This is a genomic window from Roseateles aquatilis (assembly GCF_002205645.1).
Lineage (GTDB): Bacteria > Pseudomonadota > Gammaproteobacteria > Burkholderiales > Burkholderiaceae_C > Roseateles > Roseateles aquatilis.
The window spans coordinates 276,203-295,862 of the sequence record NZ_NIOF01000003.1; the positions used below are offsets into that span (position 1 = coordinate 276,203).

The window sequence follows — 19,660 nt, forward strand, 5'->3', positions numbered from 1 at the left end:
GGAGCGTGCGGCCGCGACGCGGGTGACGGCTCCGGATGACCGGCCGGTCGGCGACGGCCCGCGGCGCGATCACGCCGCCCCGCATGCCGCGGCGCCGAAGGACCTGCCGTCCGTCGACCGCCTGCTGCGCGACCACGCCGTGACGCATCTGATGGCCCGCCACGGCCACGCATTCGTCGCGGCCGAGGCCCGCGCGCTGCTCGACGACTGGCGGCGCCTGGCACTGGACGGTGCGTTGCCGGCGGAGCGCCTGCATCGGCTGCCCGACGAGCTCGCACGGCGCTGCGCCGGGCGGCTCGCGCCGCGGATGCGGCGCGTGATCAACCTGACTGGCACGGTGCTGCACACCAACCTGGGCCGCGCGCTGCTGGCCGACGAAGCGCTGCAGCAGGTGCTGGCCTGCATGGGCTCGCCGAACAACCTCGAGTTCGACCTCGCGCGCGGCGAGCGTGGCGACCGCGACAGCCTGGTCGAGGACCTGATCCGCGAGATCACCGGCGCCGAGGCCGCGACGGTGGTCAACAACAATGCCGCCGCGGTGCTGCTGGGCATCGCCGCGCTGGCCGGCGGCAAGGAAGCGATCGTGTCGCGCGGCGAGCTGGTCGAGATCGGCGGCGCCTTCCGCATGCCCGACGTGATGGCGGCGGCGGGCGCGCGGCTGGTCGAGGTCGGCACGACCAACCGGACCCACGCCCGCGACTATCAGGCCGCCATCGGCCCGCACACGGCGCTGCTGCTGAAGGTCCACGCCAGCAACTACGCGATCCAGGGCTTCACGGCGTCGGTCGCCGAGGCCGAGCTGGCGCCCATCGCCCGGGCCGCGGGCGTGCCGCTGATGACGGACCTGGGCAGCGGCTCGCTGGTCGACCTGGCGCGCTGGGGCCTGCCCGCCGAGCCGTTGCCGCAGGCGATGCTGGCCGACGGCTGCGACGTGGTGACCTTCAGCGGCGACAAGCTGCTGGGCGGTCCGCAGGCGGGCCTGATCGTCGGGCGCAGGGACCTGGTTCAGCGGATCCGCAAGTTCCCGATGAAGCGTGCGCTGCGGCTGTCCAAGCTGCCGCTGGCGGCGCTGGAGGCGACGCTGCGGCTCTATCTGCAGCCGGACCGGTTGACGCGGGACCTGCCGACGCTGCGCCTGCTGACGCGGCCGGTCGAGCAGATCGAGGCGCAGGCGGCGCGGCTGCTCGCGCCGCTGGCGGAGGCGGTGGCGCCGCGTTTCGCGGTGCGGGCGGCGGCGATGCGCGGGCAGATCGGATCGGGCTCGCTGCCGGTCGAGACCTTGCCGTCGGCGGGCCTGGTGCTGGCGCCGTGCCTGCCCGGCAAACGTGGCCTGGGGCGGGCGCTCGACGAGCTGCTGACGGCGCTGCGCGCGCTGCCGCTGCCGGTGATCGCGCGCGTGCAGGCCGATGAACTGTGGCTCGACCTGCGCTGCCTGGACGAGGTCCACGAGGAGCCCGGGTTCGTCGCGCAGTTGCCGCTGCTGCGGGAGTCGCTCGCGTGATCGTGGGCACCGCCGGCCACATCGACCACGGCAAGACGACGCTGGTCAAGGCGCTGACCGGCGTCGACACCGACCGGCTGCCGGAGGAGAAACGACGCGGCATCAGCATCGCGCTCGGATACGCGTTCCTGGAGGTCGCGGCCGATGAGGGAGCCGCGGAGGCGGCGCCGGCCCTGCCGTCCATGTCCGCCGCGCCGACCGCGCCAATCGCTTCGGCGGCTTCAGCGGCGCCGGCGAGCGGCGCTGGCAGCGCGGGCGGGGACCCTCGGCTGGACGAGCCGGGAGAGCTTCGCGCGAGGCCGGCATCGGTGCGCATCGGCTTCGTCGACGTGCCGGGCCACGAGCGCCTGGTGCACACGATGCTGTCCGGCGCGACGGGCATCGACCATGCGCTGCTGCTGGTCGCCGCCGACGACGGCGTGATGCCGCAGACGCGCGAGCACCTGGCGCTGCTGTCGCTGCTGGGCATCGGGCGCGGGACGGTGGTGATCACGAAATGCGATCGGGTCGACGCGGCCACGCTCGCCCGGCGTCGGGAAGAGATCCGGGCGCTGATCGCGGACAGCGGGCTCGCGGGCGCGCCGCTCTTCGAGGTCGCGGCGACGACCGGCGAGGGCGTCGCCGCGCTGCGCCGCCACCTGATCGACGAGGCGAGGGCGCTGCCGTCGCGCGGGGTCGACGGTCAGGGCTTCCGGCTCGCGGTGGACCGGGTGTTCAGCCTCGCGGGCGTCGGCACGGTTTGCACCGGCACCGCCCACGCGGGCGAGGTGGCGATCGGCGACGAGTTGGTGGTGCTACCGCCGGACCCGGGGCAGACGCCGAAGCGGGCGCGTGTGCGCAGCCTGCATGCGCAGAACGTGGCGGCGACGCGGGCCGTGGCCGGCCAGCGCGTCGCGATCGGCCTGGCGGGCCTGGACAAGGACGAGGTGGCGCGCGGCCAGTGGCTGGCCGCGCCGGACGTGGCGCAATGGACCGATCGGCTCGACGCCCGGCTGCGGCTGTGGTCCGCGGAGGCGCGGCCGCTGCGTGGCGGCACGGCCGTGCACATACACGTCGGCGCGGAGCAGGTCACCGGCTCGGTGGCGGTGCTGGGCGCGATCGACGGCGCTGAGATGGACAGCCTGCCGCCCGGCGGCGAGGGCCTCGTGCAACTGGTGCTGCATCGGCCGATCGGTGCCTGGGCCGGGGACCGCGTCGTGCTGCGCGATGCGTCGGCGACGCGCGCGCTGGCGGGCGGCGTCGTGCTGGATCCGCAGGCGCCGGCCCGGTATCGGCGGACACGGCAGCGGCTCTCGGAGCTCGTCGCGTTGTCGGAGCCCACACCCACCGAGCGGCTGGGCGGTCTGCTGAGGCACGCGCCGATGGGGGTCGACGTGGCGCGGTTCACGGCGGCTCAGGGCCTGACGCGGGCCGCGCGCGCGGCGCTGCTGCAAGCCGGCGACGCGAAGGACGACGTCGGCGCGGTGGTGATGGACGCGGACGGTCCGGCGTGGGTGCTCGGCGCGTCGCGGACGCGGCAGTGGGAGGACGCGGCGCTGCAGCGGCTGGACCGTCATCACGAGGAACAGCCGGAAGAGCTCGGGCCCGACCTCGCGCGCTGGCGCCGGTTGGCCGCGCCGCGTCTGGCGGAGCCGTTGTGGCGGGCGCTGGTGCAGCGGATGGCCGCCGCCGGCCAGGTGGTGCTCAGCGGCGCGGCGGCACATCGGCCGGCGCATGGCGTGCAGCTGTCGGCGCTGGACGAGCGGCTGGCGCAGAAGGTGATGCCGCAGTTGCTGGCGTCGAAGTTCGAGGGCGCCTGGGCGCGGGACCTCGCGCGGGACACCGCGGAGCCCGAGGCGCTGATGCGCACGACGCTCGCGCGGCTGGCGCAACGCGGCGAGCTGTTCCAGGTGGTGAAGGACCTGTACTATCCGCCCCCGACCCTGCAGGCGCTGGCGCGGATCGCGCGGGCGTCGGCGGGCGACGGCGACGTGACGGCGGCGGCGTTCCGCGACCGCACCGGGCTCGGTCGCAAGCGCGCGATCCAGGTGCTGGAGTTTTTCGATCGGGTCGGCTTGCTGCGGCGCGTCGGCGACGCGCACCGGCTCAGGACGGATTGCCAGTTGTTCATGGACACCACGCCATGAATGCGCGGAGATCTCTTGGAAGGGCAACGATCCCGGTGGATCGGCCGGACTTCAAATCCGGTGGACGATGCCATGCATCGTCGGGTGGGTTCGACTCCCACACTCTTCCGCCAGGAACATCGGCTTGCCGGCTGCGCGGCCCGATCTCGCGCCTGCGGTGCTCGCCGTACGTGCGTACGGCTCCGCGCCTCGGCGCGACCTCGGGCCGCTCGCTGCGGCAATCCGACGGTCCTCGTTCTTGCGGCCGCCTTGGGGGCGGCAGTGCCTTGACTTCAACCAACGGAGATATCGATGACCAGCCTCTTCCATCTCGTCAGCCGTGCGCTGCTTGGGCTCGCCACCGTCACCGTGCTGTCCGCGGGCGCGGTGAGCGTCGCGCGGGCGCAGACGTCCCCCACCGTGCTGCGCGTCACCGCCATCCCCGATGAGTCGCCGACGGAGCTGGCGCGCAAGTTCGCGCCGCTGGGCAAGTACCTGGAGAAGGAACTGGGCGTGAAGGTCGAGTGGACGCCCGTCACCGACTACGCCGCCGCCGTCGAGGCCGTCGTCAACAAGAAGATCGACCTGGCCTGGTTCGGCGGCTTCACCTTCGTGCAGGCCAACGTCCGCTCCGGCGGCAAGATCGTGCCGCTGGTCCAGCGCGAGGAGGACGAGAAGTTCCGCTCCGTCTTCATCACCGACGCCCGCAGCGGCATCCGCAAGCTCGAAGACCTCAAGGGCAAAACGCTCAGCTTCGGCTCCGCGTCGTCGACATCCGGCCACCTGATGCCGCGCTCGTTCCTGCTGGCGGCGAAGATCAATCCGGAAACCGACCTGAAGCGCGTGTCCTTCTCCGGCGCCCATGACGCCACCGTCGCCGCGGTCGCCTCCGGCAAGGTCGATGCCGGCGCGCTCAACATCTCCGTCTGGGAGAAGCTGGTCGCCGAGAAGAAGGTCGATGCCAACGAGGTCAAGGTGTTCTTCACCACGCCGCCGTACTACGACTACAACTGGAGCGTGCACGCCGACATGCCCGCCGCGCTGCAGGAGAAGCTCAAGGCCGCCTTCCTGAAGCTCAACCCGTCGACGCCCGAGGGCAAGGAAATCCTGGACCTGCAACGCGCGACGAAGTTCCTGCCGACCAGGCCGGAGAACTACACCGGCATCAAGGCCGCCGCCGAGAACGCCGGCCTCCTGAAGTGATCCCCGCCCACGGGCGTTCGTGAGCCTGCCCATGCCGCTGCTGTCGTTGGACGGCCTGCACCTGCGGGCCGGCCCCCGCACCCTCGTCCACCCGCTGTCGCTGACGATCGAGTCCGGCGAGCAGGTGGCGCTGATCGGCGCGTCCGGCGCGGGCAAGACCTCATTGCTGCACGGGCTCGCGCTGGCGCTGCGGCCGGGCGCCGGCGCGCTGCGTTTCGTCGGGCAGGACGCCTGGGCGCTGTCGCACCGCGATCGCCACCGGCTGCGCCGCGAGTTGATGCTCGCGCCGCAGCACCCGCCGCTGCCGCCGCGGCAGCGCGTGGTCACCGCGGTGCTCGCCGGCCGGCTGCCCGGCGCGGCCTTCGGCCAGAGCCTGCGCATGCTGTTCAGCCCGAGCGCCGATCAGGCGCGGCTCGCCTTCGACGCGCTCGATCAATTGGAGCTTGGCGGCCGGCTGTGGTCGCGCGTGGATCAGCTCTCCGGCGGCGAGCGGCAGCGCGTGGCACTGGCGCGGCTGCTGGTGTCGAAGGCACGCCTCTGGCTCGTCGACGAGCCGCTGTCCGCGCTCGACCCGCAGCGCGCCCAGCGCGCGCTCGGCGTGTTGAGGGACGCCGCCCGCGCACAGGGCCGGACGCTCGTCTGCAGCCTGCATCAGGTCGAACTGGCCTGCGCGCTGTTCCCCCGCGTGATCGCGTTGAGGGACGGCCATGTCGTCTATGACGGGCCGCCGCGGGGCCTGGACGAAGCTCGCATCGCGGCGCTGTATGCGGGGCAGTCCGACGAGGGGTCGCCGCCGGGCGAGGCAGGTGGCGACGGTCTCGGCCATGGTCGCGGAGGCCTCCACGGTCACGGCCAAGGTCAGGGTCCCGGCGACGGCAACAGCGATGGCACCGGCATCGGCATCGGCACCGGCACCGGCACCGGCACCGGCACCGGCATCGACGGCGAACCGGCCGCTGGCGTCGACGGTGCGCCCACGCCGCCGCAGGCGATGTGCCGATGAGCCCGTCCGCGCCCTCCGGCGCGAGCGCCGCCGCGCTGCCCGCCGTCGACGCGCCCTGGCGCCGCGATCCCGCGGCGCTGCGTCGCACGGGCCTTGTCGTGGCGCTGCTGGCGCTGCTGTGGCCGCTGCTGGTGTGGTGCGAGTTTCGACCCTGGGAGCTGCTGGACGAGCGCAGCTTGCGCGCGACGATGCGTTTCGCGGTGCAATTCCTGACGCCGCGCGCCGACGCGGAGTTCCTGGCCATGCTCGCCGCCGATACCTGGCGTACCGTGGCGATGGCCACCGTGGGCCTGGCGCTGGCCTGGGTGATCGCCGTGCCGATGGCGCTGCTGGCGACGGCGCGCCTGTCGATCTCGGCGCTCACGGGGCGCATGCCCGCCGCGCCGGCCGCGCTGCGCTGGACGGTCCGCACGGTGCTGGTGGTGCTGCGCTCGGTGCCGGAGCTGGTCTGGGCGCTGATGCTGGTGCGCGTGATCGGGCTGGGACCCGGCGCCGGCGTGCTGGCGATCGCGCTGTCCTATGGCGGCATGCTCGGCAAGGTCTACGCCGAGATCCTGGAGAGCGCCGACGCCACGCCCACGCAGGCGCTGCTGCGCGGCGGCGCGGGCCGCCTGCAGGCGCTGCTGTTCGGCACCTTGCCCGGCTGTGCCGACGAGCTCGTCAGCTACACCGTCTATCGCTGGGAATGCGCGATCCGGTCGTCCGTCGTGCTCGGCTTCGTCGGCGCCGGCGGGTTGGGGCAGCAGCTGGACAACGCGACCAAGATGTTCGCGGGTGCCGAGGTGTCGTCCATCCTGCTGGTGTTCATGGCGCTGGTCGCGTTGGCCGACCGCGTCAGCGCGTGGCTGCGTCCGAGTCGCCGGTCATCGCCGGCGCGCGGCGCGCATGGATTGCATGATCGCCCGCCCGTCCGCGTCGGCCTGTGGGCGCTGCTGGCCGGGCTGCTCGCGCTCTTGATCGCGAGCTTCGCCAGCCTGCCGCTGCGGTGGGGCGAACTGCTCGGCCCCGGCGCGCTGGCGCAGATGGGCCGTTTCCTCAACGAGTTCTTCCCGCCGCAGCTCGCGCCGGCCTTCCTGCTGCGCGTGGGCCAGGGCGCGCTGGAGACGCTGGCGATGTCGGCGCTGGGCAGCCTCCTGGCGGCGGTCGCGGGCCTGGGCTTCGCGCTGCTGGCCAGCCGGCCGTCGGGCCCGGTGCGCGCCGTGTCGCGATTGCTGTTGAACGCGCTGCGCAGCGTGCCAGAACTGGTCTGGGCGTCGATCCTGCTGGTGTCGGCGGGGCTGGGCCCGATGCCGGGCACGCTCGCGCTGGCGTTGCACACGACGGGCGTGCTGGGCCGGTTGATGGCGGAGGCGCTGGAGAATGCGCCGCCGCAGAACGCGCAGGCACTGCGCTGGGCCGGTGCGTCGCGCTGGCAGGTCTTCGCCTATGCGACCTTGCCGCAGGCGGCGCCGCAGCTGCTCAGCTACACGCTGTACCGATGGGAGAACAACATCCGTGCCGCGGCGGTGCTGGGCGTCGTCGGCGCGGGCGGGCTGGGGCAGATGCTGAGCCTGCATCTGGGCCTGTTCCAGATGCAGGAGACCTGCACCGTGCTGATCGCGATGCTGGCGCTGGTGATGCTGGTCGACGCCTGCTCGTACGCGGCGCGGCGTAAGCTCAATCGATGAGCGGCGGCGTGGTGGCATGCAGGCGCGCCAGCCGCGGCGAGTGATGCAGACCTGCCTTGGGAAAAACGACGATGAATGAAAAGCCGGACGACGCGATGGCGGCCACGCGGGCCGCCGCGCTCACCGAAACAACGGCCCGCGCGGCGAACGTCGACGGCCTGAGGCTGCTGCTGTCGCGCGGCTCGGTGGGCCCGAAGCACCTGACCGCGCCGGGCCCGGACGAAGCCCAGTTGCGCCTGATGGTCGAGGCCGCATTGCATGCGCCCGACCATGCGGCGCTGGTGCCGTTCCGCTTCAAGGTCGTGCGCGGCGAGGCGCGCGGCAGGATGTCCGCGCTGTACGGCGAGTCCGCGCGCCGGGCCGGCAAGGACGCGGCCGGCATCGCGATGGACGAGGAACGCGCGCTGCTGCCGCCGCTCACCGTGGCCGTGATCGCGAAGCTCGACCTGGGCCATCCGCAAGTGCCCGCGCATGAGCAATGGGCCTGCGTCGGCGGGGCGCTGACGAACTTCCTCAACGCGGCGCATGCGCTGGGTTTCGGCGGCAAGATGCTCAGCGGCGCGGGGGTGAACTCGGTTTCGATGTACTCACTGGGGTTAGTGCCATCGGGTTAACCCGGATCTCGTCTTCCCCGTCGCGCAGCTGACAAACCGGTTGGATAGTCTTTCGCGCAAAGCCTGGCACCGCCTGGGCCGCAGGAGACATCAGTGCCGAGTTTCCACCTACGGTTCGTCGGGCGAGATGTGTTGCCCAGAGGGCTTTCCTCTCGCGAGGTCGAAGAGTCGTTCGCCTTGAGCGCAGACGATCTTCACGAACTCAAGCATGAGTTTCGTGGGAACGCTCGCATCGGTGCGGCGTATCAACTGCTGATGCTGCGGGCCACGGGGCGCTTGCCCGACGCGATGACCGGGATCCCCAAGGCTCTGCTCCAATACATGACGATGTCGATGGGCATGCGGGCTCCTGACATTGCGTCGCTTGCGTCCTTGTACAAGGACGCGCATACCAGCGGTCTCCATAAGCAATGGGCACGAGAGCGTGCGGACTTCAGCATTGCGGACGAGCCGGTTCATGCCGCATTGCTGGACGCTCTTCATCAGCTCGCCGCCACTGCTGTGTCTCTTGATGACCTGGTGAAGCAGGCGGAGATGTGGCTCTACGAGAAGCGCTACGTGTTGCCGGGTGATCGCGCCATCCGCGACCTTGCGCGCAAAGCCTTTGCCGCACAGGAGGCGGCAGCGATCAAAGCCGTCATGTCTGGCGTGCCGGCGCATCAGCGCATCGCGGCCCTGCGCGAGCTCTATTCCAAGCGGCCTGGCCCTGGCAGCGTGACGGTACTCGAATGGCTACGCGAGCCGCCAGGCAAGCACGGACGCGCCACGCTCAAAGAGATCACCGACAAGATCCACTGCGTCAAGAAGTGGGGAGTCGAAACGTGGAAGCTAGAAGGCATCCCGCTCACCAGATTGCGGGCGTACGGCCACGAGGTAGTTGGCCGCCCGCCGTCTGAGACAAAGCGCTTGGTCGAGCAGCAGCAGATCCTGCAGCTGTGTGCCTTCAGCTATGTGGTGCTCCTGGATCTCAACGATCAGGCCGCTGACGTCGGTGGACGCTGCGTGGTTGACCTCTATCGCAAGGCCTCGGGGCGTGTCCAGAAGAAGCAAGCCGTCAGTTCCGTCGATCTCCGCGCGGAGCGTGTGAAGTTCAAGGAAGTGCTGCATGACCCGTCGCTGAAGGACAAAGAGATCGTGGCGGCCCTGCGGGCGCTCTTGCCCAAGGAAGAGCACGACTTCGCAGGCACGCGGGCCGCGATGATCCGCCAGTCGTTGGTTGACGACGATGCGCCGCGCGTAACGGCGTTGCTTCACTCGCTCGCGGTACTGGACATTCGGGGCGTTGACGGAGACAAGGCGATGCAACAGCTGACCACGCTGCAGTCACTGGCTGAGTGTGGCGCCACCTCCTTACCGCAGGACTTCGACATTTCGATGGCGGACCCGTCGTGGCACGACTTGCTGTCGAGTCCCGACCGTAGGAAGGCGCTTGCAGCGTTGAAGGCATGCGCCATGACCGCCGTCCGGAAGGGAGTTCGAGGCGGCAAGCTATGGGTCGCCCACAGCACCAGGCATCGCAGCCGCGAGGAGCAGTTGATTCCGCCCAAGGAATGGAGCGCCAGCTCCAAGTCGCTGATTCGCGCGCTGAGTCTGACGGACGATCCCGACAAGTACCTGCAGCGCGTGCTCTCCCGCGTCGACGAGTGCCTCAAGCAACTCAGCGAAGCGGTGCGTACGGGGGTCGTGACAGTGGACTCCCGGGGTGAAATGCACATCGACCCGATTCAGGCGCTCGAAGTCGAACCTCAGGTTACCAACACGCGCGATACCCTATTCAAGAAGATTGGCGATCAGCAGTTCGCCGGGATGCTGGTCGAGATCGACGCCAAGACCGGATTGAGCGAGGCGTTGCTGGGTCGGCGCGCGAAGGATCTCGATGAACTGAAGGCTCTGTACGGAGCCCTCTTCGCTCATGGCACTGAGAATACCGCCAAAGGTGTCTGCGCGATGATCCCCGGCCTCCAGGTGTCGCACATCACCACTGCGATGCGAGCGATCGAGGCCCGTGGCCGGTTGCGCGACGCCAACAACCGAGTCATCGAGTACCAGCAGTCGTTCCCCATTGCCTCGCTTTGGGGGGAGGGAGACAAGGCGTCGGCCGACTCGATGACGATCGACACGTCCCGCCATCTGCACTCGGCGCGCGTTGAGCATCGGCGCAAGACCCATGGCGTGGGCATCTATGTGCACATGAGCGATACGTGGAGCTTGTTCTACGACCAGCCGATCGTGCTGAACGACCGACAGGCGGGCAGCGCGGTCCACGGGGTCGAGGCCTATAACGTCTCGCGCCGAGAGGACCAGATTCGGCTGCAGCTGCTGGCGGTGGACACCCATGGGTACACGAACGCCGCCATGACAGTTTCCAAGTTGCTGGGCTTCGATCTTTGCGTACGCCTGCAGCGTCTGTCTGAGCGCAAGATCTACCTCCCCTGGGGAGCCCAGGTGCCCGAGGACCTGGAGCGGCTGAATGTCGGGAAGGCTTCGCTCAAGCGGATCCGCGAGGGCTGGAGCGAACTGATGCGCTTGATCGCCTCCATTCGCCAGGGCAAGTTGACCGCGCGCGAGGCGCTGTCGCGGCTGGGAAGCGCCGCGAAGGGAGATGTGGTTCATTCCGCTGCCGACGAGCTTGGAAAACTGCTGCGCACGATTTTCCTGTGCGACTACTTCACCAAGCCCGAGTTCCGGCGGGAGATGCACGCCCTGCTCAACCGCGGGGAGTCAGTTCACTTCCTGCAACGCGCGGTGTATCACGGCCGAGTGGGGGTGAGCCGAGGGCGACGAAGCGATGAGCTCATGGCCATCTCCGGCGCCCACACTTTGCTCACGAACGTGGTGATCGCCTGGAACACCATGAAGATGCAGGATGTGATCGACTACTGGAGAGCGAACAGACAACCCATCGAGGACTCCTGGATCCGCCGGATGGGTCCGGTCCACTTCGAGCACATCAACTTCCGCGGAATCATCTCCTTCAACTTCGATCCGTTCACAGATGCGCTGCTCGACAAGCAGCCGCGCAAGCGGACCCGGGTGGCATGACGCCAGGTCAACACGCAAGCGCCCTAGCCGGCGACCCCACGGCCGTGGACTGTCAAGAGACGCATACCGCGCCCAGCCTTAACCCCATGCTCTGCACGAAAAACGACGCGGGCTCGCGCGCCGGAAAATCGTAAGCCGTTGATTTATCAACAATTTCGAAGCTCTTAACCCCAGTTCCTGCACGAAAAACGAGGCGAGCTTCTGGCATTCGATACATCCGTCCGAACGCCAAGCGCATCGAGAATCTGCGCCGCCGCCTACGGTCGCCCTCCAGGATCCGGCCCGGCTGACTCGTGTCTCTCGCGGCGGAATTCAGCACCGCCTCCCGGCGCCGGCACTCCTTGCTGGTTCCTGTCCGAACTGGCCGCGAGGTCTGCTTCCCCCGCGGCTGCGAAGCTACTGGGGAGGCTCGCGCAGGAAGGCATACCGAGGTCAGATGAGCCTCATACGCCGGCTCCTCATTTGCTGCCGCGTGCTGTTCAGGACTGGACAGGCGCCTAGCGGCACGGTCGACAAGCTCGACACCTGGCTGGATGCCCAGCGACAGCGCAAGCACGCAGCGAGCCTGCTCCACGGCAACTTGTCTACCTTGTTGATGACCATCGCCAGCAGGCGGTTGATGGCGCCGTCATTCCGGAAGTATCAGAGGTAGGCATGGTCGCCCTCTGGTGGCTGGAACTCGGTGGGTTGGGCGGTCGGCTTGCGCGAGGCGCGGTTCGGCTTGCTCATGCCCAGAATGCTAGGGAGACCAAAAACCGACCCGAAGGGCGCTTTTCCGAAACTCGCCACCCGAGCCCTAGGCGCTGCTAGTCCGCCGACCTGCTCGTCGCGCCGCGAGCAAGCGGCCCCGTCAAGGGCCTTCGGCGATCCGCGCGGCTCGACGCAACAGAGCCAAGATCAGCTGGGCGCAGCAGTCTCGGAACTCGGCCTGCAATGAGGCGTCCAAGATGGGCGTTGTTGCCCGAGCCGAGTAGGTGCCGTGCTGCACGCTGAATGCTCTCCCATCGGCGTGGGCGATGGTGCCATGACGCAGATCCAGGAGCACGCCTCGGCGTTCAGGCGACGAGCCTCAGGATCACTGGCGCTTCTTCGGCTGGGACGCCTTCGCGGCTGCCGCTGGGCGGCTCTGAGTCCTCGAATCGACGCCAGTTGAGGATCACAACCGTGGCTTTCGGACCTGGGTCCTTGGCGAACTTCCGCGCGAGCGCCTGACCGATTGCCTGGATGTCCTCTTGCGAGCGCACGGGATGGCTCAACGAGACCTCGCATGCGCCGAAGCCCGTGCCGCGACTCGATGAGAAGGTATACGAGACGGAGTACTTCAAATGGCCGACGGGCCCGCTTGGCTCGCTGGCCTCTTCGGGCGCTGGATCGGTGAGGCCATCTCCATCTGGATGGGCCGCCTGCTGGAGGGGGGGCAGTACCGCCTCGCGAGCTCGGCGTGCTGCGACCTCCACGTCCGACAAGGTGTAGTAGCCCATCGCGCGGGCAAATCGGTCCAAGAGTTGACGCATGGCGGTGATCGCGTTGAAGGGGCAGATGTCAGGACTCGGCCTGGGTGAGGATTGGAGGATTGCCGGCGGCTCCGATGCGGGCCAGCACGTCCTTCATCAACTGATCTTGCGCTTGCGCGGAGGCGCCGAGAGCGGCCAACTCGCGCTCCAGTTCAAGGTTGCGCTCACCCAGCGCAGTGGCCCGAGCAAGCAGCGCTTCGTACTGGCTGCCGGCCTGCGACGCCTGCGCCCGCAGATCATCAACGACCTGGTTCTGTGCGGCCAGCCGCTGCGCGGCGGGGCGGAGCTCGCGCAGGAGTTCATCGAGTTGGCGCTTCTCAGCGCGCACGCCGGTCAGCTGACCCAAGGCGTCGGCCTTTTCTTGCAAGGCGCTGCGGAGTTCCCCGTGCTTTGCTGCCAGCGCGTCGGAAACGTTGCGCAGTTCTCCCTGCAGGTACTGAATCTGTTGCTCGTGCTGGCGCGCCTCTCGGTCCCGCTGGTCTCTCGACGCTTCCCTGAAATGCTCCAGGGCCTCCCGGGCATGGCCGTGCTTCTCTTCAAGCGAGGCGACGTGGGACTGAGCGGACTTCAACTGTTCCTGCACGCCGTCAAGTTGGGCGCTGAGCTGTGCGGTCTGCCGGGCGAGTGCGAGTTTGGCCGCTGCCAGGTCGGCCTCAACTTCGTGGCGCCGCGCCCGCTCGCTGGCGAGTTCCGAGGCCAGGCGTTCGGCATCTAAGCGCGCGCCGCGAGCCTCCGCCTGTGATCGCTCCAGCGCCTCGGCGGCGCGTTTGACGTGAGCGGCGTGACCTGCCTGCTGCGCCTCGATGCGCTCCCTACTTTCGTATTCAAGCCGCGACGCCAAGTTGACGACGAAGGCCTGAAGCTCTTCGCTGAGGGAGGTGCTGGGGCTGCTGACGCCGCCTTCGTCCGCTTCGATCTCCTTCAAATGCCGATAGATCGTCGCCTTCGAACCGGTGTTGCCCAATTCGATTCGGATCGCATCGATCGAAGGGTGCCTGCCAGCCTTCATCACCCCCAGACGGGCTCGCTGTACTTCCGCCTTGCTCACCCCGGGTCGTGCCATGGCTGCCACCAATTTCGTATGTGTTACGTATCGTCGATGGTACGTAATACGTAACTCGTAGACAAGCCACCAAGGACCACGAGAGATGAGATTTGTTAATAGGCCATTATCCGATGTGAGCGAATACTTGGGCGGAAAAGTCGGTCAGGCGCCGCTCAGCCCCCTTAAACCCGGCTTAGTGCGAGGCGCAACGGCCTGCTGGAGCGATCTGTCCCAATAATGTCGAACGAGATCGCTTCGGTCCCAACTGGACCTTCCTCAGCACGAAACCCTGTTGAGTTGGCGCCGAGATCGGCAAACAAAGGCCACCGAGTTCCTTCGCGCTGCGCGTTGAGGGGCCGTCAGCGGTCAGCATTTGCCACGACACCGTCAGCCAGCAATTGCGCAGCACAAAGCAGCTTCTGAAGATGTTCCTCGCTTTCGAAACTCTCCGCGTAGACTTTGTATACGTCCTCGGTACCTGAGGGGCGCATCGCGACCCAGCCGCGTCGCGACGTCAGCTTGATGCCGCCGATCGGTTGATCATTGCCTGGCGCTCGCGTTTGCACCTGCATGATCTCATCGCCGGCGAGCACGCGCTGCTGAAAGTCTTCGGCTTTCGCGTTGGCCAACCGAGTTCGCTGACCCCGTGTAGCCGGCGCATCGATGCGATCTGACCAGGTCGAACCGAGAGTTGCGCTCAACGTGCGGTAGTACAGCCCGGGATCCGCCCCGGCACGGGCGGTGATCTCCGCGGCGAGCAGCCCCGCCACAATCCCATCCTTCTCAGTGGTCCACGCCGACCCGTCACGCCGCAAGAACGAGGCCCCAGCGCTTTCTTCACATGCCACGGCCAGCTCGCAATCATGGAGCCCCTGGGCGAACCATTTGAAGCCCACCGGAGTCTCCAGGACGCGGCGATCCATGGCCTGTGCGATCCGGTCGATCATGGACGTGGTCACCACGGTCTTCCCCACTGCGGCCGTCATGGGCCACTGAGGTCTGTGCATCAGCAGATAGTCCGTTGCGACGCTGAGGAAGTGGTTGGGTGGCAGCAAGCCGCTGCTCGGACATACGACGCCGTGCCGGTCATGATCCGTGTCGCAGGCAAACGCGACGTCGAACAAGGAACACTGACGCGTGAGAGCCTGCATGGCGAACGCGGAAGACGGGTCCATGCGGATCTGGCCGTCCCAGTCCAGCGGCATGAACGAAAACGTGGGGTCGATGTTGGCGTTGACGACGGTCAGCGGGAGACCATACCTGTCGGCAATGGCTTCCCAGTACATGAGGCCGGCGCCGCCCATCGGGTCGACGCCGATGCGGATGCCCGACTCTCGAATCGCTTGAAGGTCGATGACGTGGCTCAGCGCCACCACGTAGCGCTGCAGAAAGTCGTAAGGGCGCGCGGCACCGGAGGCCAATGGCCTGGCAACTTCAACGCGTCTCACGCGCTTGCAGTGCTCCGCGAGATGCTGGTTGGCCAGCTCCTCGATCACCGACGCGGCGTGGCTGTCGGCCGGCCCGCCATGCGGAAGGTTGTACTTGAACCCGCCGTCCCTCGGTGGGTTGTGGGAGGGGGTCACGATGATGCCGTCGGCCAGGGGACCAGGCGCGTGCATCCGGTTGAAGTCGAGGATCGCAAGGGAAACAGCAGGCGTTGGCGTGAACTGGCCCGACGGCGCCACACGGACATCAACGCCATTGGCCGCGAGAACCTCCAGGGCACTCGTACGCGCGGGCAGGGACAGCGCATGGGTATCGATGCCAAGGAAGAGCGGTCCCGTCGTGCCTGCGCTCTTTCGATAGTCACAGATGGCCTGCGTGATCGCCCAGATGTGTCGCTCATTGAAGGAGCCATCCAAGGATGAGCCGCGGTGCCCTGATGTGCCGAAGCGCACGCGCTGCTGAGGGTCCTCGGAGTTGGGAATCAGCGAGAAATAGGCTCCCCGCAGGGCGCTCACATCGATGAGGTCCTCCTCGCGCGCCGGTTGGCCGGCCCGAGGGGAAATGCGTGTCGTCATCAGAGTTCCTTGGTCCGGTCGTGAGGCGCTGAAGCCTTGAACGATCCGAAGTTGTCAGTCTTGTAATCCCGCGGTCAGTGTTTGGCGGGGCTGTCAGTCCCACAGTTCGACCCTTCTCGGCAATCGACGGGCACACGGGGGTGGAAATGGGGCGAGCCAAGCAGATTGATCGGCACAGGCCGCACTGGGGCATCGTCCTGGTGACGCTGGCGCTCTTCCTGTGGGGCTGCACGACCCCGGGGGTGCCGACCCATCTCGAAAACCAGGGTTGGCGTCTTGCGACGCTGTGGGCGGTGCGCCCCGCGGCAGAGTTCAAGGTGCCAGCTTCGACTCTGGATTGCCGCCGACCCGAAGACACGACAGCTCCCTTCGCCCTGACCAGCTACCGCAGCAACCATCGAGGCTGGATCCTTCTGCTGCCGGCGGGAACGACCCGTCCGACATCAGACCCGCGCTTTGTCCTCGTCAGGCCAGGCTCCTGCGAAGTACCAATCGAACAGCTCGCTGACGGCGAAGCACCGCCACTGCAGGTCGAACGTCCAGACGAGCGAGGTTCAACCAGATGAAGCGGGAGACGGAGCGGGAGACGAGGCGGGAATGGGCGTGCCGCAATTTGGGCAGAACTTGCCTTCCGTGCCGAGCGGTTCGGCGCACTTCCCGCAAGCCGTGGGGCGCAGCGCGAAACCGCACTGGGTACAGAAGCGGCCTGCAGCGTTGTTGCTCGCGCCGCAGCGCATGCAGGCGACATGCTGTCCGTTGGAGCGCGCCATTGGCGGCTGCGACGGTTCCGACCATCCCGAATTCCGACTGCCATGCGAGTCGTACCTCGGGTCGCCGAGACGGCGATGCCCGCCGTGGTGATCACTTCGTCCGTGACCACCGCTGTGGTGGCCGCTGAACAGGCGGCGAAGAATGGACATGGTCGCTCCGATACATCGTGGTTGGCGGGCTGGGAGCCAGGGGGCTGCCCAGTGCGTCGCCATGATGAGTTGTCACTGCGGGCAAGCCGCTGACGGCGCGATTACGGTGTTGTCAGGAATGCCTAACGCTTGCCGCGTTGCCGATCGTTCTCACTATCAAACGGCTAGGAGCCAAACATGACAGGTCAAGTGAATTGGGTCGAGATCGCCTCCCACGTGATGGACTTGGCGATCGCGTACGTGCTTGCGTTGCCCATCGGCTGGGACCGGGAGCGCAAGGAGCGCAGCGCTGGCATACGCACCTTCCCTCTCGTGGCCATCGCCAGTTGTGGCTTCGTGCTGGTCGCCATCCGTGTACTGGGCATCGACTCGATCGGTCAGGCCCGCATCCTGGAAGGTCTCATCACCGGCGTCGGCTTCATCGGAGGTGGGGCGATCCTGAAGCACTCTGCCGGCGCTTCGGGAACAGCCACTGCGGCAAGTCTTTGGGCGACCGGCGCGGTCGGCGGCGCGGTGGGCTACGGCCTGTATGACATTGCGGTGATCCTCAGCGTGGTGACCTACGCCACGCTTCGCTGGATGGCGCCGCTGAAAGAGGTCGCGCGCACCGACGATGAAGGGCTGTCCGCAGGTGCTCAACCTGCGTCTGCGGCCGACCGCGCCACTCTCAGAAGCTGACAGTTTTGTAATCAACACGCACGGTTTGCTGGAAGGTGCCGACTTCTAAAGTTCACTCCGCGATGAACGTTGTGTCGCCTCCGTCGGAGGTCACGTTCACGAACAAGGAGTACATAAAGTGAAGGTTTCCATGTCGATCCTCTCCGCCGTTGCCGCCGTGATGCTGACCGCTGGCGCCCGAGCTGCCACCCAGCCGGAGCTCCTGATGAACGGCCGCTCGCCCCACGGCCTGCCTGTCGCCGCCGTGAAGGCCGACAAGGTGGTCGACGTCAAGCAAGGCGGCTTCGTCAACGTTGACTGCGGCCAGATCGTCGAGTTTCGCGACGGCGCCAAGACCTTCACGTGGAAGTTCGACTCCGCGCAACATCGCGCCGTGAACCTGCCCGTCATCGCACCGGAAGGCTTCGCTAACGCGAACTTCACGGTCTACGTCAGCCGCAACGAGTCCGAAGGCAGCTGAGTTCCATCGGGCTGTGCCCGAATGCCCACTCGTGTCCCCAAAAGGCTAGACCGACGGTTCCACTGAGCCGTCGGCCTCTACTAGACTGCCACCCATGCGTCGCTGGCTCTCCATCTTCTTGCTGGTGCTGATGCCCTTCCAGTTCACCTGGGGTGCAGCGGCGGCCTATTGCGAGCACGAGAGTTCAAGTGAAGCCAGCCACTTCGGTCACCACGTGCATTCGCACGCTGACGCCGGTCAGCTGGCCCAGGGCAAGAAGCCTCTGCCTGGCGACAAGACCAAGCCCGGAAAGGTCGGCTTGGACAACGACTGCGGAACGTGCCATCTCAGTGCTGCCAAGCCGGTCTCAGGCAGCAGCATGGCGCTCGCAGATCTCAGCGCGCAGGTCATGCGCGGACTGAGCGAACAAGTCTTTTCGACCCGCGCTCCGGATCATCCGGAACGCCCCAATTGGCGCATCGCCTGATTCGGCGATCGCAGCGGGTTCCTTCCTGTTCCTCCTCTAGCGGCTTGAGCCGCGCTGCCTTCGTCGAATCCTTCGAGTTGTTTCCACAACCCTGGAGTTTTCGATGCGCAGATTGCTTGTGCCGCTTGCTTGTGCGGCACTCTTCCAAGTTCAAGCCTTCGCCCAAGCCGGCGAAACCCGTCCCGCAACCCCTGAAGCCGCGGCCTCTGCCGCCGCTTCCGCGGCCGGTACGGTCTATCCTCAATCCGGACTGACGCTCGATGCGGCCGTGCAAACGGCGTTGCGTCAGAACCCACTCTTGCGCTCGTTCGGGTACGAGCTCGAGTCCAACGACGGCGCGATTCGTCAGGCTGGCCTTATCCCGAATCCCACGCTCGGCCTGAGCACTGAGGACACCCGCAAGGCCACGCGTACGACGCAGGTCACGCTCAGCCAGACCATCGAGCTGGGAGGCAAGCGATCCGCTCGCGTCGAGTTGGCTCAGCGCACCCGCGATGTCGCAGCGCTGGAGCTAGAGACGCAGCGTGCTGAAACTCGCGCCGGCGCCATCCAGGCCTTCTTCGACGTACTGATCGCGCAGGAACGCGTGAAAGTCGCTGAGGAGTCTCTGCGCATCGCTGCCAACGGCGCGGACGCCGTGGGTCGTCGCGTGACTGCGGGAAAGGTGTCGCCTACCGAGGAGACGCGTGCCCGTGTCGCGCAATCCACCGCGCGGATCGAGCAACGCCTGGCACAGGCGGACCTCACCGCAGCGCTGAAGGCGCTGAGCGCGGTGATGGGGGTGCCTCAGGGGTCGATCTCCTTGGTTGACGGCAGCCCTGACGCGCTGCCGGTTCTGCCTGGTGCTGAAACCCTTGGTGACCGCATCCAGAGCTCCCCGATCCTGCGTCGGGCCCAGATGGAGGTTCAGCGCGCGGAAGCCGCCTTCAATCTGGAACGAGCTCGCGGCGTCCCCGACGTGACGGTGGGGCTCGGCGCGCAACGCGCTCCCGACATCGGCCGCACCCAGCCGCTGATCAGCGTCTCCATTCCCATTCCGCTGTTCGACCGCAACCAGGGCGCTCAGTTCCAGGCGCTGCGCAAGCGCGACGCGGCGCAAGCGATGGCCCAAGCGGAAGAGCAGCGTCTGCGTTCCGAGGTGCTGCAGGCCGTTGACCAACTCGACGCGCGCACCGACGAGATCGAGGCATTGCGTCGCGATGTGCTCCCCGGCGCCCAGACCGCCTACGAGGCCGCGCGCCGCGGCTTCGAGTTGGGCAAGTTCGGCTTCCTGGATGTGCTGGATGCGCAGCGCACCTTCTTGCAGGCGCGCGGGCAGTACTTCACCGCGCTCTCTCAAGCCCACCGCCTCTCCGCGGAGATCGATCGCCGGCTCGGTAGCGCCGACGCTCGTCCCTGAACAACGATCCATCAACGAGTTT

General features: G+C 67.6%; 15 protein-coding genes and 1 tRNA gene. 12 read left to right on the forward strand and 4 right to left on the reverse strand.

What is annotated here, in order from left to right; all coding sequences use genetic code 11:
• Positions 1–103: 103 nt before the first annotated feature.
• From selA to CDN99_RS09555, 8 genes are all read left to right on the forward strand, one after another.
• Complete coding sequence (selA, locus tag CDN99_RS09520) at positions 104–1,501, forward strand: L-seryl-tRNA(Sec) selenium transferase (protein ID WP_375134431.1); 1,398 nt, start codon at positions 104–106, stop codon at positions 1,499–1,501.
• Positions 1,498–3,627 carry a selenocysteine-specific translation elongation factor gene (gene selB, locus CDN99_RS09525; RefSeq protein WP_088384615.1) on the forward strand — a complete coding sequence of 710 codons (2,130 nt, stop codon included), beginning with the start codon at positions 1,498–1,500 and terminating at the stop codon, positions 3,625–3,627. Before selA ends, selB begins: the two co-directional genes overlap by 4 nt.
• 17 nt (positions 3,628–3,644) lie before the next feature.
• Positions 3,645–3,740, forward strand: a tRNA-Sec gene (locus tag CDN99_RS09530).
• A 178-nt stretch (positions 3,741–3,918) separates the two neighbouring features.
• Positions 3,919–4,809, forward strand: coding sequence for a putative selenate ABC transporter substrate-binding protein (locus CDN99_RS09535; protein ID WP_088384616.1), 891 nt, complete (start codon positions 3,919–3,921; stop codon positions 4,807–4,809).
• A 19-nt stretch (positions 4,810–4,828) separates the two neighbouring features.
• Entirely contained in the window at positions 4,829–5,812 is a 984-nt protein-coding gene (locus CDN99_RS09540; protein WP_238139446.1) for a phosphonate ABC transporter ATP-binding protein, read from the forward strand.
• On the forward strand, positions 5,809–7,479 hold the full coding sequence (gene phnE, locus CDN99_RS09545; RefSeq protein ID WP_088384617.1) for a phosphonate ABC transporter, permease protein PhnE: 1,671 nt from the start codon (positions 5,809–5,811) through the stop codon (positions 7,477–7,479). The genes CDN99_RS09540 and phnE overlap by 4 nt, the downstream gene beginning before the upstream one ends.
• Before the next feature lie 71 nt (positions 7,480–7,550).
• Positions 7,551–8,093 (forward strand): nitroreductase family protein, encoded by a 543-nt coding sequence (locus CDN99_RS09550; RefSeq protein WP_238139447.1) that lies wholly within the window; start codon positions 7,551–7,553, stop codon positions 8,091–8,093.
• Between the two features lie 129 nt (positions 8,094–8,222).
• Positions 8,223–11,135: a Tn3 family transposase gene (locus CDN99_RS09555; RefSeq protein WP_259374715.1), complete on the forward strand. Its 2,913-nt coding sequence runs from the start codon at positions 8,223–8,225 to the stop codon at positions 11,133–11,135.
• Positions 11,136–12,190: 1,055 nt separating this feature from the next.
• On the opposite strand, the gene CDN99_RS09565 is transcribed toward CDN99_RS09555, so the two are convergent.
• From CDN99_RS09565 to CDN99_RS29725, 4 genes are all read right to left on the reverse strand, one after another.
• Positions 12,191–12,649, reverse strand: a complete 459-nt coding sequence (locus CDN99_RS09565) for a hypothetical protein (RefSeq protein WP_088384620.1) — start codon at positions 12,647–12,649, stop codon at positions 12,191–12,193.
• 28 nt (positions 12,650–12,677) lie between these two features.
• Entirely contained in the window at positions 12,678–13,697 is a 1,020-nt protein-coding gene (locus tag CDN99_RS09570; RefSeq protein WP_158218799.1) for a DNA-binding protein, read from the reverse strand.
• A 356-nt stretch (positions 13,698–14,053) separates the two neighbouring features.
• Positions 14,054–15,715 (reverse strand): phosphohexomutase domain-containing protein, encoded by a 1,662-nt coding sequence (locus tag CDN99_RS09575; protein ID WP_088384622.1) that lies wholly within the window; start codon positions 15,713–15,715, stop codon positions 14,054–14,056.
• A 554-nt stretch (positions 15,716–16,269) separates the two neighbouring features.
• Entirely contained in the window at positions 16,270–16,698 is a 429-nt protein-coding gene (locus CDN99_RS29725; RefSeq protein WP_088384623.1) for a zinc ribbon domain-containing protein, read from the reverse strand.
• A gap of 114 nt (positions 16,699–16,812) precedes the next feature.
• Here CDN99_RS29725 and CDN99_RS09585 point away from each other — a divergent pair, with 114 nt between their 5' ends.
• From CDN99_RS09585 to CDN99_RS09600, 4 genes are all read left to right on the forward strand, one after another.
• Positions 16,813–17,313 carry an MgtC/SapB family protein gene (locus CDN99_RS09585; protein ID WP_088384624.1) on the forward strand — a complete coding sequence of 167 codons (501 nt, stop codon included), beginning with the start codon at positions 16,813–16,815 and terminating at the stop codon, positions 17,311–17,313.
• A gap of 130 nt (positions 17,314–17,443) precedes the next feature.
• The gene (locus tag CDN99_RS09590; RefSeq protein WP_141100722.1) at positions 17,444–17,773 is read left to right on the forward strand and encodes a CzcE family metal-binding protein; all 330 of its coding nucleotides are present in this window, start codon (positions 17,444–17,446) and stop codon (positions 17,771–17,773) included.
• A 94-nt stretch (positions 17,774–17,867) separates the two neighbouring features.
• Entirely contained in the window at positions 17,868–18,239 is a 372-nt protein-coding gene (gene czcI, locus CDN99_RS09595; protein ID WP_088384625.1) for a cation efflux protein, CzcI family, read from the forward strand.
• Positions 18,240–18,342: 103 nt separating this feature from the next.
• On the forward strand, positions 18,343–19,638 hold the full coding sequence (locus CDN99_RS09600; protein WP_088384626.1) for a TolC family protein: 1,296 nt from the start codon (positions 18,343–18,345) through the stop codon (positions 19,636–19,638).
• Positions 19,639–19,660 lie beyond the last annotated feature (22 nt).

Coding starts and splice junctions, on each gene's coding strand:
- CDN99_RS29725 (WP_088384623.1), bottom strand. CDS start 16,698: ATGGCGACGCACTGGGCAGCCCCCTGGCTCCCAGCCCGCCAACCACGA.
- CDN99_RS09535 (WP_088384616.1), top strand. CDS start 3,919: ATGACCAGCCTCTTCCATCTCGTCAGCCGTGCGCTGCTTGGGCTCGCC.
- CDN99_RS09585 (WP_088384624.1), top strand. CDS start 16,813: ATGACAGGTCAAGTGAATTGGGTCGAGATCGCCTCCCACGTGATGGAC.
- CDN99_RS09550 (WP_238139447.1), top strand. CDS start 7,551: ATGAATGAAAAGCCGGACGACGCGATGGCGGCCACGCGGGCCGCCGCG.
- CDN99_RS09590 (WP_141100722.1), top strand. CDS start 17,444: ATGTCGATCCTCTCCGCCGTTGCCGCCGTGATGCTGACCGCTGGCGCC.
- phnE (WP_088384617.1), top strand. CDS start 5,809: ATGAGCCCGTCCGCGCCCTCCGGCGCGAGCGCCGCCGCGCTGCCCGCC.
- czcI (WP_088384625.1), top strand. CDS start 17,868: ATGCGTCGCTGGCTCTCCATCTTCTTGCTGGTGCTGATGCCCTTCCAG.
- CDN99_RS09575 (WP_088384622.1), bottom strand. CDS start 15,715: ATGACGACACGCATTTCCCCTCGGGCCGGCCAACCGGCGCGCGAGGAG.
- CDN99_RS09565 (WP_088384620.1), bottom strand. CDS start 12,649: ATGCGTCAACTCTTGGACCGATTTGCCCGCGCGATGGGCTACTACACC.
- CDN99_RS09600 (WP_088384626.1), top strand. CDS start 18,343: ATGCGCAGATTGCTTGTGCCGCTTGCTTGTGCGGCACTCTTCCAAGTT.